The sequence below is a fragment of the Shewanella sp. M-Br genome (assembly GCF_036245925.1).
In the GTDB taxonomy this organism is placed as follows: Bacteria; Pseudomonadota; Gammaproteobacteria; order Enterobacterales; family Shewanellaceae; genus Shewanella; species Shewanella oncorhynchi.
This window is the reverse complement of the sequence record NZ_BJBV01000036.1, coordinates 1-15,619: the sequence shown is the minus strand read 5'-3', so window position 1 is coordinate 15,619 and position 15,619 is coordinate 1. Positions and strand designations below refer to the sequence as shown.

The window sequence follows — 15,619 nt, the reverse complement described above, 5'->3', positions numbered from 1 at the left end:
GGCTGAAGCAGACAGGCCGCCTACGTTTATCGACGATAAAAAAGCAAGCAAATACTGATAGGTTTGCAAATCAATCCCATAAAAAATCCCAGTGTTAGCAACAACACTGGGATGTTTATTTGTTTGATACTGCTTAGCGGAATATGAATCGACTAAGAACAGCAATCGTTGCGGCGAACCCAGCTTCTTGGGATCTTCTCAAAAACCACTTTTGCCATGAGTAACGCCAACAATATGCCAGAGGTTGCCACTAACCATTGAGGTAACATTTGGTGCTCTTCACCAATTTGTGGCATCACCACAAAACCAAAGGTATTAACCAGATAATTGACCAACATACCGGCCACTAAAGCCACGCCAATCACACCGCCAAGGTAGCCCCACAGCGCACGTTTACCTAGCTCTTTAGCCACTATGCCTAAAGTCGCGATATTGGTTGCCGGACCTGCCATCATAAACACGAGTACAGCACCCGGTGACACTCCCGCCAATAATAATCCAGCGGCAATCGGTGTCGATGCGGTCGCGCAAATATACATAGGCACAGAAACGAGCACCATCACTAGCATAGCCAGAATGCCATCGCCCCATTTAGCTAAAAAGTCAGCCGGCACATAGGTTTGTACCAGAGCTGCGAAAAATAAGCCCACCAGCAGCCACAGCGTAGTATCACGCACTAAATCCGTTGCCGCATATTTAAGGCCAATTCCGACACGGCTTAATACGGATTGCGACTTAAATTCAGTCGCCATATCTTGAGTAGAGGCACAGCAGCTATCGCCTGCAGTGTTAGCACTAACCTGCTCAGCATCCTTAGCACTGCCACCACAGCAAGCGCCTTTTTTCACCACCACTATTTTTTCAGGCTCTGTGGTTTGACTGCCACAACATGACCCCACGCTTTCTGCTTTAGCAGCGTTAACCTTGACCACAGAACCCATAGTTTGAACAGATCCCATGGTTTGACCGCCAACAGCCATAACACTTGAAGAACCTGCCATTAAGCTCGGCGCCGCCATAGGCGTCATTTTGATCTTCGGCTTTGGCTCGGCTGCAGGTGCATCAACATTGTCATTACCACAGCAGGAAGACTTTACGGGCGTTATCGCAGGCGTAGTCGATGAGCAGCAGCTTTTAACCGCTTCGGCTTTTACCATCTCTGGCTGAGCCACTGATTTTGAGGCGCAGCAAGACGCCTCACCCTCTAATGGCTTATCTGATTGAGTTTCTACCTTAACCACTGACTTGCCATCGTCATCATCACGGCCAACGAGTAAGCCCGCCACTATCGCACTGGTAATGGCCGCAATCGGTCTAATGATTGCCATAAAGGGACCAAGTAACACATAAGAAACCGCGATGGAATCGACGCCCGTTTCAGGGGTTGAGACTAAAAAGGAGGTGGTGGCCGCTTTAGATGCACCAGAGCGACGCAGCCCAACTGCTGCGGGAATAACGCCACAAGAACACAAAGGTAAAGGTGCGCCAAGCAGCGCCGCTTTCACTACGGTTTTAAAACCGTGACCACCGAGCTGCTTTTGCATCCACGCCATTGGCACGAATACTTTTAATAGCCCAGCTAAAATCAGGCCCAGTAATAACCAAGGCGCCGAGTCTAAAAACAGATCAATAAAATTCTTCAATAACATAATTAATTCCCTGACTCTTCATAAATGGCTTTGCCGTGATTATTCTGGTGCGCTTGGTACTGATTTACATTATGAGAGTGATGCTCAACGCGTACCCGCTCAGTGCTGGACTCCAACGCCTCTAAAATAGAGCAATGTTCGGCGCTACGTGGCCCACCACAGCAAGCATCAGACAAGCTTTGTAAACTCGCTTGAAAATGATTCAGCTCAGCAATTTTGGCCTGTACTTGAGCCAATTTACAATCAACCATGCCTTTTACATCGGCACAGACTCGGTTAGATTTATCGAGTTCAATTGACAGCAATTCACTGATTTCATTGAGGGTAAAACCCACAGCTTTCGCCCGTAAAATAAAGCGTAATCGCGCAGCATCGGCCTCGGTATATACTCGATAGCCAGACTCAGTACGGCTCGACGGCGCGAGTAGGCCGTGCTTCTCGTAGAATCTTAACGTGTCGGCTTTCACCTCACATAAATCCGCCAATTCACCAATACGATACATGTCTTCATCCTTTGCGAAATAGCCCACAACTCAGGGATCATTTCAAGCATACAACTCAATGGAGCGAGTATAAACCTTGGAGCCTACTCCAAGGTCAAGGGGTATTTTTAATTTATACCGCACTCAGAAACCACTCCACTTTGTTCTGATATGAATATTGTGAAATCACGCAGAAAAAACACCCGTAAATGCAGTTTTACGGTAGAATACGCGCGCCGTGATGAAGGGATAAAAAGTTAGCTAATAAAGTAAAAATAGGACCAAGGGACTTTTGGAAAGCGGTGCAGCGTTAAGGCTGTTCTGTTTTCCGAAAGATCCTTGAAACTAAAATAACTGGACCCTGTACCCAAATGACTGCTGCAAATAATGCCAGACCCATTCGTCGCGCGCTGTTAAGCGTTTCAGATAAAACCGGAATTCTCGAGTTCGCCAAAGCACTTCACGCCCAAGGTGTAGAATTGTTATCAACTGGCGGCACCGCTCGCTTGTTAGCAGATAATGGCGTGCCTGTTATCGAAGTATCTGATTACACAGGACACCCTGAGATCATGGACGGTCGCGTTAAGACGCTGCACCCTAAAGTGCACGGCGGCATTTTAGCGCGCCGCGGTCTTGATGAAAGCGTGATGGCCGATAACAATATCAATGCCATCGATCTAGTTGCGGTTAACCTTTATCCCTTCGCTGAAACTGTGGCTAAAGCCGGTTGTACCTTAGAAGACGCTATCGAAAATATCGATATTGGCGGCCCAACTATGGTGCGCGCGGCGGCAAAAAACCACAAAGACGTTACCATAGTCGTTAATGCGGCTGATTACTCACGCGTACTTGCAGAAATGACGGCTAACAATGGCAGCACGACCCATGCGACGCGTTTCGACTTAGCGATTGCGGCCTTTGAGCACACTGCGGGTTACGATGGCATGATCGCCAACTACTTCGGTACTATGGTTCCTGCACACAGCACGGACGAATGCTTTGCTGATTCTAAGTTCCCACGCACGTTCAACACCCAATTAGTGAAGAAACAAGACTTACGCTATGGCGAAAACAGCCATCAAGCAGCGGCTTTCTATGTTGACACTAAAATTGATGAAGCTTCTGTGGCTACCGCGATTCAGTTGCAAGGCAAAGCCTTGTCTTACAACAATATTGCCGATACCGACGCCGCCCTTGAGTGCGTAAAAGAATTCTTGGAACCCGCCTGTGTTATCGTTAAACACGCTAACCCTTGTGGTGTGGCCTTAGGTAAAGACTTACTCGATGCCTATAACCGCGCTTATCAAACTGACCCAACCTCAGCCTTCGGTGGCATTATCGCCTTCAACGGCGAATTAGATGCTGCCACCGCAAGCGCTATCGTTGAGCGTCAATTCGTTGAAGTGATTATCGCCCCAAGCGTCAGCCAAGCGGCGCGCGATGTGGTTGCGAAAAAGACCAACGTGCGTTTATTGGAATGTGGTCAGTGGAACACTAAGACCCAAACCTTAGACTACAAACGTGTTAACGGCGGCTTACTAGTGCAAGATCGCGACCAAGGCATGGTCGGTTTAGAAGACATCAAAGTGGTCTCTAAACGTCAACCAACTGCAAGCGAACTGAAAGACTTAATGTTCTGCTGGAAAGTGGCGAAATTCGTTAAATCTAACGCTATCGTTTATGCCAAAGACGGCATGACTATCGGTGTCGGCGCTGGCCAAATGAGCCGCGTTTACAGCGCTAAAATCGCTGGCATCAAGGCCGCCGATGAAGGCTTAGAAGTAGTGAACTCTGTAATGGCATCCGATGCTTTCTTCCCCTTCCGTGACGGTATTGATGCCGCAGCGGCTGCGGGCATTAGCTGCATCATCCAACCGGGCGGCTCAATGCGCGATGCTGAAATCATCGCAGCAGCAGACGAGCACGGCATGGCCATGGTGATGACAGGCATGCGCCACTTCCGTCATTGATAACAACTTAAATCAAACTTGGCCCTAGCGATTAGGGCCTTTTCCTTTGCGATGTGTGGGAGTTTTAACCATGAAAGTGTTAATCATTGGTGGCGGCGGCCGCGAACATGCCCTAGCTTGGAAAGCCGCTCAATCGGCTCAAGTTGATACCGTTTACGTAGCACCCGGTAATGCGGGCACAGCCCTAGAACCTAATGTTGAAAATCTGGCGATCAGCGCCACCGACATCCCTGCTCTGCTCGATTTTGCGAAAACTAATAAGATTGAACTGACCATAGTCGGCCCAGAAGCACCACTCGTTATCGGTGTCGTCGATGCCTTCAACGCCGCAGGTTTAGCGATTTTTGGCCCAACTAAAGCCGCAGCCCAACTCGAAGGTTCAAAAGCCTTCACTAAAGACTTTTTAGCCCGCCACAATATTCCTACGGCGGGTTATAAAAACTGCACTGAAATCAGCGATGCCAAAGCTTTCGTGCGTGAATTAACGGCCACAACAGGTTATCCAGTGGTCATCAAAGCTGACGGTTTAGCCGCAGGTAAAGGCGTGATTATCGCCCAAAACCAAGCTGAAGCCGATGCCGCAATTGATGACATGCTCGCCGGTAACAAGTTTGGCGAAGCGGGTTCGCGCGTAGTGATTGAAGAGTTTCTCAAGGGCGAAGAAGCCAGCTTTATCGTGATGGTCGATGGTAAGAATATTCTACCAATGGCCACCAGCCAAGATCATAAAGCCCGTGATAACGGCGACTATGGTCCAAACACGGGTGGTATGGGCGCTTACTCGCCAGCACCTGTGGTGACTCAAGCGGTACACGATTGGACTGTGGCAAACGTGATTCGCCCAACGGTTGATGGCATGGCGGCAGAAGGCAATATCTACACAGGCTTTTTGTATGCTGGCTTGATGATATCACCCGATGGCAGTGCCAAAGTGCTCGAGTACAACTGCCGCTTTGGCGATCCAGAAACTCAGCCCATCATGATGCGTTTAAAGTCTGACTTAGTGGAACTCTGTTTAGCCGCCACCCGTGGCGAGTTAGATAAAGTGACCGCTGAATACGACGAGCGCGCAGCCGTGGGCGTAGTATTAGCCGCTGGCGGTTACCCAGATGAGTATCGTAAATTTGATGTGATTGACGGTCTCGGCCTTGGCGATAACGACGGTAAAGTGTTCCATGCGGGCACTGAGATGAAAAACGGCCACGTTGTTACCAACGGCGGTCGCGTATTGTGTGCGACGGCACTGGGTAACACAGTCACCGAAGCGCAAAAAGCCGCCTATAAATTGGTTGATGAAATCCACTGGGATGATGTGTATTTCCGTACCGATATTGGTTATCGCGCAATCGCACGTGAACAGCAAGATTAATTAATATCTCTATTAAAAAACCGGCAATAAGCCGGTTTTTTTGTGCCTGTTTTTTGACACGCGTCAAATATAACATCATGATTTTCAATAAAATTATGTAATTAATTCTATTGAAAACAGGAGCAACAAGATACAATGTCAACCAAATGTTAAATACACAAAGATCAAGGACTCCCCATGAGGATTAGACTACTTTATGCCTCCATTGCCATACTGCTTAGCGGATGCGGTAGCGGCTCAGAAGATGCTGGAACGACAACACCACCCACTCAGCCGCCAGTCCAACCTCCCGCGCTGGTACAATACACCGCCAACAGCCTATCGGTAATAGGTGGCGCACTGAGTCCAAGCAGCCAAAAAGTGGAGTCTGGCAAAAGCGCTATTTTTAGCATTACTGCCGATACCGGCTTTACGCTTGAGGGCATTACTGGCTGTGGTGGCACGCTCAATGTGCTGACTTACACCACTGCGGCCATGACGGCCGATTGCACTATCACGCCGACATTTATCAGTAATGCCGAAAATGCCATTAAACACCAAGACCACAGGCTTGCCAGTGCGAGTGAGTTAATTGATTTCAGCATCGCAGAACTCGCTAATATCGACATCAAACGTAAAGCCCAGATAAATCAGCTATATCAAGGTGTCGGTAGCAGCATCTCTTGGCATCCAACCCATGACTCAATTACCTTTTCGAGCTTTATGCCGGAGAACACTTTTACTATCTTGCCATCAAATGTCGATGGCAGTGGGGCAAGCGCCGTTCGTGGGTTAGTGATGGCGGGCGAGCAACAGGGGCAAAGATATGCGGCCATGGGAGGAAATCTATTTTCTGTCAACACTTCGGCGCAAACCGATACTTTATTGAAAAACCTTTTAGGCTGGCTGACCAAAGGCGCCGATAAAACCGACGGCCTCAGCATAGTGACCGCCCAAATGCCGAGCAAGGCTGACAGTTGGTACTTTCCCCATAATGAAGGGATCCGCACTTGGCTCACAAACAACTACCCCGCAGCCCATAGCATTAATACAGCAAATACCTGTGACTACAGCGAGTTAAGCAACTGTATCAACACACTGAAACCGGATCTGATTATCATTAGTGACATAGACCGTCAGTCACTCGGTTTTGCAGGCATAAAAGCCGCGATCGCTAACGCCAAAGCGGCAGGAATTCCCTTGTTGCTCTCTAACTACTGGCGTAATGAAAGCCCAATACTGTCGCCACTTTATCTTGAGATGGGGCTTTCTACCTCTGGCAATTACTGGTCAAAACTCAATGCCAATAACCTCAGTGTGACCGATATTTTGGTCGAAGACACCGCCCTGGCCAAGGTGAATAATTTGCTCGGCAAGCTTAACGAAGGCCGCTTCGACACCTCAGTACTCAACGACTGCGGCGGTAATTACTTGAGCTGTAATACTGCCGCCTTTGTTGACTCATTCAAAGCGGGTGCCGATTGGTATCGAGCCAATGCTGAAACCTTAGATAACCATGCTATCGATGTGTTTACCAAAGCAGACTTCCCCTTGATGAAGGCCGGACTGCTGCTCGCCGATAAGTATCGCAGCGAGATTGACTACCCCATAGCCTACAGCGAATACGCCCAGTGGCAGCAGGCCCTATTTGCCGATTGGACCGTCAGCTATGCCCGTAGCCATAACTTAGCCCAGCCAGATTTAGGTGAATATGTTACCGACAGAGCTAACCTCAGCAAGGGCAGCAATGCACACTACGCTTATCCTGCGACTGTCACTGAACGTAAAACCATTAGCGTGCCCTATGCAGGCCAATGGACGACCACGGGCTGGTATGCGCTGCCAGGACAAACCATTAAACTGACTCGTCTCGATAGCAACGCTGCAAATGTGGAGATCAAACTCAACTACCACAGACGTAATACTAACCGTGCCTATGAGCAGAAAATCTACCGCGGTCCATTGGAGTTGGCGCAGCAACGCCTGCGCTTAGCTCAAGGACAAAGTCTTGAATTTTCTTCCCCCTACGGCGGGCCGATTTATCTGTATATCAGTGGTGATACTTCGAGTACTGATGGCGGCGCGTTAAGTATCGAAGTCAACGCTGAGCATGTGGCTAAACATCCGACCATTATGGATTTTTCAAACCCTGCAGAAATAGCAGCCTTTAACGATCGCATCCAAAATACCGAATTACCCCATGTGGACTTACGTACCGATGGTGCCGAGCAGCATCTGCGTCGCGACCGCTTTTTAAACGCCATCGGCGGGGATGTACCCGATGTAAACGCGCTACTCAAAAGTATTGTCGATGACCATATCAACAGCGTTTACACCCTTGCGGGGCTTAAGATCCAAGGCAAGAGCTTAAGTGAATCCTTACCTGCCGATGTACTAGCAGCCTGCAAAGGACTGTTTGGCGACGACTGTATCGATAATAGTCTGCATACCCGCACTATCATTCAACACGCGAATTATGACCAAAATGCCCAGTGCGGTGGAGGTTGTAGCGGTAACCCTTGGGACGCAGCATGGAATATCGACCCAACGGGTTGGGGTGATAACCATGAGTTAGGCCACAATCTGCAAACTAACCGTCTCAATGTGCAATATGCTGCGGCAAGTGATCATGATAACTGGGCAGGTTATGGCAGCCGCGCAGGGGAAAACTCCAACAATATCTTCCCCTATGTGGTGAAGTGGAAAACCCATTATCTGCGCGACGGCAATACAGGCACAGTGACCGATGGTCACATGAACCACAAGGATCTCTTTTATGTGTTTATGTCCGATGCCGCAGGTACAACAGACACCAGTGGTAAACGCGTAGTGTTTGGCGCCAATTGTAAGGTGCTCGATGCTGGTGAAGACAGATACACTGCGCCTTGGGCCAGCAATGCTTATGCTGTGCATAACGGTTATCGCATGGCGTTTTACATCCAAATGGCGCTTAAGGCTCACGGCATGACGCTCAGTGACGGCACCACTCTGAACAATGGCTTTAATCTCTTTACCTTACTGTATCAACACAGTCGTATTTTCGGTAAATATGCGAATAACGCCAGTGATTGGGAAGCGAATCGTAGCAAACTGGGCTTTAGCCAATTTTCGTTTGAAGGCAATAGTGTCTACGGTGGCAAAACGGTGAAAGATATTCCGGGCAACGACTTTATGCTGGTGTCTTTGAGTCAGCTCACAGGCAAAGATTGGCGCAGCCACTTTGATATGTTGGGTCTGCGCTACTCAAGCCTTGCAGCAGCGCAAACAGTCGCTAATGCGACCTCGGGTACTATGCCCATGGGCATGTATGAGTTAGAAACCGACTTGCCACCCGCCAATATGAGCCAAGGTTTAACCTTTGTGCCCTTGTCACTCACTGATGGTACAACCCTGTGGAAAGGCGTGGGTTCGCCAACCCAGTGCACCAAACCATAAGTGTGCTAAACCTTAATCTCGCTAAGATACTAACGCTATTCACAAACCTCGCTCTGGCGGGGTTTATGTTTGCCTGAAAATGTGATGTAAAGCACATACCTAGGTTCAGATGACGTGCACCATCTAGCTTCTTATATTTTTAACAATCATGAAATTAATGGGGTAAATATATGGGTTATTCGATAAAAGATCTTATTTATCAAGGTGAAAAATCAGGCGTACATAACTGGCAAACCCTAGAAGGAGCCAGCTTTTACTGGCATCCAGATTGGTTTCATATTGCAGAGGATATGACGGGCCATAACGCGACTGTGACTATCGATATCGATGGGGACAAAGCGACCCAAAGTGAGGCTGAACAATCCATCATTAAGCATCTCAATAAGAGTGGCAAATAGCTTGTAGTGGCAAAAAATTTAGTGCCCGGAGGCGATCGCCCTACGGGCAATTTTGTCGATTAAGCCTGGTGCGATCAGCTTAAGCCAACGCCCCAAACGACCGCGAAGTGAAGTAATCAGTTGACGGCCTCGAGTTGCAATCACTGGCAACATCATATTAGCGCATTGCTCAGCCGTCAGTATCTTAGCTTCTTGCATCGGTGACTTGCCTAAAGGATTACCTGCACCATCAAGGGCGCGTTTGTGAATTTGTGACACCACAAAATCGGGGCAAATGACAGTTACGGCCACATTGTCATCCACTAATTCAATCCGCAAAGAATCGAAAAAGCCAATCACAGCATGTTTAGAAGCGGCATAACCGCTGCGAGTAGGAACGCCCGTTAATCCAGCGACTGACGCCACAACCACCACTTGGCCTTTACTGGCTTTCAAGTGCGGTAACGCGGCATGGGTTAAATACGCAGGACCAAGATAATTCACCCGCATTATGTCTTCAAGCACTGAGAGCTGAGTCAGTTCATCAAAACGTGACCACATAGTCATGCCAGCATTGTTAATCAAAATATCGAGATGGCCATAATGCGCAACTGCAGCTTCAACTAAGGCTTCACACTGTTCTGGGCTGGAGACATCGGCGGCAAACACAAAAGGAGGCGGACCATAATTAGCGATTTCTAAAGCGAGTGAGGCGAGACGTGTTTCATTACGCGCACTGAGCACTAGTTGGCAGCCCATTCGCGCCATTGCCACTGCGAGCGCCCGACCAATACCTTCTGAGGCACCCGTGATGATCACGACCTTGCCAGTGAGTCCATCCATAGTCATTCCTTTGTTATCGCTATGTTAATTACGCCTTTTGCTAAATTGGCATAATCACGCTAAAAGCGCAATCCTTCACGCGCGTTGTGCAAGCCTCATCTCATATTGCTCACGATAATTAGCTAAGGGTTGCGGGCGCCCTATCGCATAACCTTGCGCATAGTTAATGCCTATGCTCAACAATCTGTCAATAATATCCTGATTCTCAACAAATTCAGCAACAGTCTCGATTCCCATAACCCGACAAACATCCTGAATCGATTTAACGATGGCGTAGTCTTTAGCATTCACGGCGAGATTCTTAATAAAACAGCCGTCGATTTTGACATAATCCACGGGCAGCTCACGCAGATAACCATAAGAGGCAAAACCACTGCCAAAATCATCCAGTGCAAATGAGAAACCGAGTTTACGTAACTGCTTCAACATTTCCATACCACGATTGCGATTTTGGATCGCGGTGGTTTCAGTAATTTCAAAACAAATACATTGGCTTGGAATATCAAAAATGTGTTGCTGCTGGGCGATATATTCCACCATACCTTCGGCACCTAAACTATTGCCCGAAAGGTTGATCGAAATACAATGATCAGGCCAAAGCACGGGGTTCAAAGACAACCATAAAAAAGCTTTGCGGATGACTTCTTTATCGATATCTGGCATCAACTTAAAACGTTCAGCGGCGGCTATAAACTGCGCAGGCGCCAAAATGCGGCCACAGGGCTCTTGAATTCGTAACAGGATTTCCATTCGTTGCCGCTGCGGACCACTGCCTAGCCCGCGGATCGGTTGGTAATACAGGATCAACTCGTTTTCTTCAATCGCTTGCGCGATACGTACCGCCCACTTAGGCGCATTTCTTTGGTAGGTGAGTTCTTTATCTTTATCATCGTAAAAATGAATTTGATTGGCGCCCTTAGCTTTAGCGGCAATGCAGGCAATGTCCGCGTCTTTCAATAATTCTTGCGCATCAATATAGGGCGCACGACCAAAAGCGACACCTATGCTGAGACCAACTTTATAATTACAGTTTTTATCGTTCAACACTTGCATGGAGACTTGCGCGATCATTTGCTTCAGTAATTGCGCCACAGATAAGGCACTGCGATTACAAATCACTAACCCAAACTCATCGCCACCAAGGCGCGCCAATAGCTCCTGTGGCCCAAGACAAGCCTGCATTGCCTTAGCCACCATAGCAAGCATACGATCGCCTGCAGTATGGCCACAGCTGTCGTTAATCAACTTGAATTGCTCCAAATCGAGGTAACAAACGGCGATGGTTTTAGCTGAGGCGGCAAATTGGGGTAACTGCTCATCAAATGCCTGACGGTTTAGCAGCCCTGTAATGCTATCGAAATTTGCCCTTTTTTGTAGCTGGTGTTTAAGCAACTCTTCTTGAGTGATATCCCGCAATACCACGACAGTACCAACAATTTCTTTATCGTGATTGCGCAGATTGCTAATACTGCGCTCCATAATCCGAGGCGAAGCAGTTAATAGCTTGATTTTCTCGACCTGCGGCGCTGATTCTTCGAGACGAATGCAGGTAAAAACCGCCTGGTTCAACTGCTCCCCAGCCTTTAACAGACTCGCAAGGCTCTGACCTATGGCATAGCAACTAGCAACATCGAGAAGCAACTCGGCCCGTGGATTCATATAAATCACGTTGGCATCGACATCGGTCAAAATCACCGCTTCAGCAATGGATTCTAAGGTGATTTTCGTGCGTTCTTTTTGCTGATAAATTCTCGCCAGCAAGCTATTAACACGGCTGGCGAGCACATCTAATTCTTCATTACCCTCGCTTGTAACGGGTTGATATACACTGGACATAGGATCGACCAGCGCCAATTGATGCATCAGATTTTTAAAGGGTTTGAGTAAGCCCGAACGCAGCCAAATATAACCAAGACCAACAATAAACACACCAAAGAGAATAAATCCGAGCGATACCCAATCGAGTTGAAATTTAACCTCTCTAAAGGGACCATCGGAAAACAGCACTTGCAGGTAGACAGGCTTATCTTTTAACAGACTTGGAATGTTAATCGCGTCACTGTGCACACCATCAACTGTTGGCGTAACTTCGCGAGAATGGCTCATGCTCACCTTAGTCACCAATAAGGCCTGAGCATATTCAAGTAAGTCTTTATCAGTCAGTTGGCGTACCAGCAGCACAGATTCATTGGGCGCAGAAGCCACGGAAGTAACGACATAAGCATACTTGCCCATCAAATAAGCGCCAGCAACACTGGGCTTATCGGCACTGACAATAGCACTGGCGATTTCTCGTAACTTATCATTCTCAAAGGGACGTTCATTGGGGAAAAAAGGGTGCAATTCACCCTGCCGTAGAATATACCAACTCAGATTGGCTGACATTGAGCTATCGCGCCACGAGGATTCAAGCTTTTTAAGTTGGTCTTCATCTAATTGAGACAAAGGTAAGGCATAGATATTAGTGAGAAAGGTTAAGCGATCGACATCAATTTGAAACTGCTGCTGGATATTGGCAAGCTCACGGTTAGCACTATCTTGACGTAATAGCTCGACACGGTGGTCGTACCAATAACCAAGACAATAGGAGACAATTACCACCGCAGGGAGACAAAAGCCCGCAATAAATACCATTATTTTCTTGCCAATGTGCATCTCTTACCACGGCTTGTTATGACTAAATTGATTGACGGCCTTGCATAATCCTTCACTGCGCCATGCAACATATCTTATTTGCGAATAGTATTAAACATCACTTCGCTTTAGTCGTTGCTAAAGTAGACATTTTCATGCAATTAAATCCATTTCATACCTTTGATTTAAAAATAAAATTTATAAATTAAACAATTCTGAATTTTACTTTTTATCAAGATAATTCACACATAATCAGTATGTGAATATAGGGTATTTAAGTCGTTATTTAAAAGTAAGACTCATTAAGCTCGCAGACGATAGAAACTACCGCATACGCTAATCCATAAAGATACCTTCGCCAGAAGCTCCAACGCTATCAAATTCAAATGTCGGATATAAAACAGGCCCGCAAGCGGGCCTGTTTCGCAAACCAAAAATTATTTATGGTATTGCTTTGATTGCGCATGAACCGCCTTGATAAAGGCGCCAGCATGTTCTGGATCGACATGCTGGTGAATACCATGGCCTAGGTTAAATACATGGCCAGTACCTTCACCATAACCCGCTAAAATATGACCAACTTCCTCTTCGATACGTGGAATTGGCGCATACAACATAGATGGGTCCATGTTGCCTTGCAATGCCACTTTATGGCCTACACGACGACGGGCATCGGCAATGTCTACCGTCCAATCCAAACCTAGTGCATCACAGCCAGTTTCTGCCATCGCTTCTAGCCACAAACCACCGCCTTTAGTAAACAGCGTCACTGGCACTTTACGGCCATCGGCAAAGCGTGTCAGACCATCAATAATCTTCTGCATATAACGCAAAGAGAACTCACGGTAAGCAGAGTGCGATAACGCGCCGCCCCATGAGTCAAATATCATCAAAGATTGCGCACCGTTAGCAACTTGAGCATTCAGGTATAAGATCACTGAATCGGCTAATTTATCTAACAGCATGTGTAATGCCATTGGCTCAGCGTAAGCCATCTTCTTAATTTTTTCGAAGGTTTTGCTCGAACCACCTTCAACCATGTAAGTCGCTAAGGTCCAAGGTGAACCAGAAAAGCCAATTAACGGCACTGCACCATTCAGTTCACGGCGAATAGTGCTAACGGCTTTCATCACATAACCCAGCTCATCTTCTGGATCTGGAATTGAGAGCTTTTTGATCGCATCGATAGTGTCTGTTGGGCGTTCGAAACGTGGGCCTTCACCCGCCTCAAAATACAAACCTAAACCCATAGCATCGGGCACAGTTAGGATATCGGAAAACAAAATCGCCGCATCGAGATCATAACGACGTAAAGGTTGCAGCGTGACTTCACAGGCAAGCTCATGATTTTTACACAAAGACATGAAGTCACCCGCTTGAGCGCGAGTGGCTTTATATTCAGGAAGATAACGGCCAGCTTGACGCATCATCCACACAGGGGTCACATCGACAGGCTCTTTTAGTAGGGCGCGTAAATAACGATCATTCTTTAATTCTGCCATTGGGCTTGGTTCCTAGTCTTATTGAGATCCGCTGGGTCGGTAGTTTAGCATTTACGCGAATAATGTAACCTTTATGTGCAAATTTATGTGAGCTATTCCCCATCATTGGCGTCGATTTGACCGCATAAACCGGAAAATGTTAGCCAGCTAACATACTGCTTATTTATTCGTAACGAAGTCACACTCAGACAGAAAAAAGTTGCGCCGGTTCCCCGCCTTTGGTATAAAAAGTCTGCGCTAGCAAGAACAATCAAGAAGCTCGTCGCATCGAGCCTGCTATAAACTTTACTCGCCCAACGATAGGTTTCTATCGTTGGGCTTTTTATTTGCATTTTTCGATACGAAACAGCTGGTTTGTCCATTTCGTCATTCTCGCAAATTCGCATGAAAAGAGTTGATCGATTAGCAACTTGTCCCTACATTAGAGTTATGTGCTGGCACTTAAATGGAATGCATCATGCTGAGAGAACTCGAAAAAGCAGAACAGAAGTGGGGCGGTTCAAATAAGCTTATTGATCAATGGCTAAAAAACCGTCGAAAACTGTTAGTGCATTACTGCCAAATTGCTGGGCTTCCTCCTTATAGTAAATCAGAAAAATCGCTTCCCTCGTTCGAACATGTTAAATCTTTCTGTGACTTATTAGTTGACTATGTCTCCGAAGGACATTTCGAGGTCTATGATAAAGTCGTTAATGCCTGCAGTGAATATGGCGAATCAAGCAAAACGCTCGCGCAACAAGTATTGCCCAAAATCACGCCAACCACGAATGCAGCATTAGATTTCAACGATAAATATGCGGAAACACAAGACGATTTCGTATTATATCAACTCGATAAAGACCTATCTGAGCTCGCCCATAACATGGAAACACGCTTCGAACTCGAAGATGAACTACTTGAAGTTCTCCATCGCAAACATTCTGAGCACAACCAGTAGTCCTCCTTCATAAGCGCACCTTGCTACATCTGTGCGCTTATCTATCGTTTCCCTCAATCGTTTTGAAATGAATAGCATGGCTTTGGGCTACTACAGGAACACGTCCTAGTGCCATTAGACAGCAACTGTTTGAATCAAATTGAATCCGATAGAGCAGACGTAGTAATGACCAAGGCAGCACACATTGGAAAATCGTTGTTTCAATAGGTATGGCGATATTGTTATGTAATGCTCGATAGCATTAATGTCTTGAGGAGCCACAGAAGATGACTCAGTTGGGCTTTCGGGAATGGATAAACTTTGCTAATTAATAGAATAGGTTTAGCTTTAAAACAAAAAATTCATATTCTGGTAAGGATTTCATCTACATGATGCCCGAGTATGAGGATAACCACATGCTTCGAGCCCGAAGCGTTAGCGTCACTGACACGAATTATCTGCG

At 47.0% G+C, this 15,619-nt stretch carries 10 protein-coding genes; 5 read left to right on the top strand and 5 right to left on the bottom strand.

The genetic code is table 11. The features are described 5' to 3' along the window. Positions 1 to 152 precede the first annotated feature (152 nt). Both AAA952_RS21395 and zntR read right to left on the bottom strand, forming a co-directional pair. Positions 153 to 1,649, bottom strand: coding sequence for an SO_0444 family Cu/Zn efflux transporter (locus AAA952_RS21395; protein WP_338259473.1), 1,497 nt, complete (start codon positions 1,647 to 1,649; stop codon positions 153 to 155). Between the two features lie 2 nt (positions 1,650 to 1,651). Next, on the bottom strand, positions 1,652 to 2,152 hold the full coding sequence (gene zntR, locus AAA952_RS21390; RefSeq protein ID WP_113939245.1) for a Zn(2+)-responsive transcriptional regulator: 501 nt from the start codon (positions 2,150 to 2,152) through the stop codon (positions 1,652 to 1,654). 350 nt (positions 2,153 to 2,502) lie between these two features. Here zntR and purH point away from each other — a divergent pair, with 350 nt between their 5' ends. The 4 genes from purH to AAA952_RS21370 all read left to right on the top strand — a co-directional run bounded on the left by purH (position 2,503) and on the right by AAA952_RS21370 (position 9,282). After that, positions 2,503 to 4,101 carry a bifunctional phosphoribosylaminoimidazolecarboxamide formyltransferase/IMP cyclohydrolase gene (gene purH, locus AAA952_RS21385; RefSeq protein WP_012090362.1) on the top strand — a complete coding sequence of 533 codons (1,599 nt, stop codon included), beginning with the start codon at positions 2,503 to 2,505 and terminating at the stop codon, positions 4,099 to 4,101. Positions 4,102 to 4,171: 70 nt separating this feature from the next. Then, a complete protein-coding gene (purD, locus tag AAA952_RS21380; protein WP_338259470.1) occupies positions 4,172 to 5,470 on the top strand; it encodes a phosphoribosylamine--glycine ligase in 1,299 nt (432 codons plus the stop codon). Positions 5,471 to 5,647: 177 nt separating this feature from the next. After that, complete coding sequence (locus AAA952_RS21375) at positions 5,648 to 8,884, top strand: ImpA family metalloprotease (RefSeq protein WP_338259468.1); 3,237 nt, start codon at positions 5,648 to 5,650, stop codon at positions 8,882 to 8,884. Positions 8,885 to 9,054: 170 nt separating this feature from the next. Continuing rightward, on the top strand, positions 9,055 to 9,282 hold the full coding sequence (locus AAA952_RS21370) for a hypothetical protein (RefSeq protein ID WP_105250390.1): 228 nt from the start codon (positions 9,055 to 9,057) through the stop codon (positions 9,280 to 9,282). Positions 9,283 to 9,300: 18 nt separating this feature from the next. Here AAA952_RS21370 and AAA952_RS21365 read toward each other — a convergent pair whose 3' ends face one another. From AAA952_RS21365 to hemE, 3 genes are all read right to left on the bottom strand, one after another. Continuing rightward, positions 9,301 to 10,104 (bottom strand): SDR family oxidoreductase, encoded by an 804-nt coding sequence (locus AAA952_RS21365; RefSeq protein ID WP_113941707.1) that lies wholly within the window; start codon positions 10,102 to 10,104, stop codon positions 9,301 to 9,303. 75 nt (positions 10,105 to 10,179) lie between these two features. Next, entirely contained in the window at positions 10,180 to 12,759 is a 2,580-nt protein-coding gene (locus tag AAA952_RS21360; RefSeq protein WP_338259466.1) for a putative bifunctional diguanylate cyclase/phosphodiesterase, read from the bottom strand. 416 nt (positions 12,760 to 13,175) lie between these two features. Continuing rightward, positions 13,176 to 14,240: a uroporphyrinogen decarboxylase gene (gene hemE / locus AAA952_RS21355; protein WP_006079904.1), complete on the bottom strand. Its 1,065-nt coding sequence runs from the start codon at positions 14,238 to 14,240 to the stop codon at positions 13,176 to 13,178. A 457-nt stretch (positions 14,241 to 14,697) separates the two neighbouring features. Between hemE and rsd the strand changes: the two genes are divergently transcribed. Next, a complete protein-coding gene (gene rsd, locus AAA952_RS21350; protein ID WP_113941703.1) occupies positions 14,698 to 15,177 on the top strand; it encodes a sigma D regulator in 480 nt (159 codons plus the stop codon). Positions 15,178 to 15,619: the final 442 nt, after the last annotated feature.

What these genes read in the sequence shown, in the direction of transcription:
- AAA952_RS21395 (WP_338259473.1), bottom strand. Translation starts at nt 1,649, where the DNA reads ATGTTATTGAAGAATTTTATTGATCTGTTTTTAGACTCGGCGCCTTGG.
- hemE (WP_006079904.1), bottom strand. Translation starts at nt 14,240, where the DNA reads ATGGCAGAATTAAAGAATGATCGTTATTTACGCGCCCTACTAAAAGAG.
- AAA952_RS21360 (WP_338259466.1), bottom strand. Translation starts at nt 12,759, where the DNA reads ATGCACATTGGCAAGAAAATAATGGTATTTATTGCGGGCTTTTGTCTC.
- rsd (WP_113941703.1), top strand. Translation starts at nt 14,698, where the DNA reads ATGCTGAGAGAACTCGAAAAAGCAGAACAGAAGTGGGGCGGTTCAAAT.
- AAA952_RS21370 (WP_105250390.1), top strand. Translation starts at nt 9,055, where the DNA reads ATGGGTTATTCGATAAAAGATCTTATTTATCAAGGTGAAAAATCAGGC.
- AAA952_RS21375 (WP_338259468.1), top strand. Translation starts at nt 5,648, where the DNA reads ATGAGGATTAGACTACTTTATGCCTCCATTGCCATACTGCTTAGCGGA.
- zntR (WP_113939245.1), bottom strand. Translation starts at nt 2,152, where the DNA reads ATGTATCGTATTGGTGAATTGGCGGATTTATGTGAGGTGAAAGCCGAC.
- purH (WP_012090362.1), top strand. Translation starts at nt 2,503, where the DNA reads ATGACTGCTGCAAATAATGCCAGACCCATTCGTCGCGCGCTGTTAAGC.
- purD (WP_338259470.1), top strand. Translation starts at nt 4,172, where the DNA reads ATGAAAGTGTTAATCATTGGTGGCGGCGGCCGCGAACATGCCCTAGCT.
- AAA952_RS21365 (WP_113941707.1), bottom strand. Translation starts at nt 10,104, where the DNA reads ATGGATGGACTCACTGGCAAGGTCGTGATCATCACGGGTGCCTCAGAA.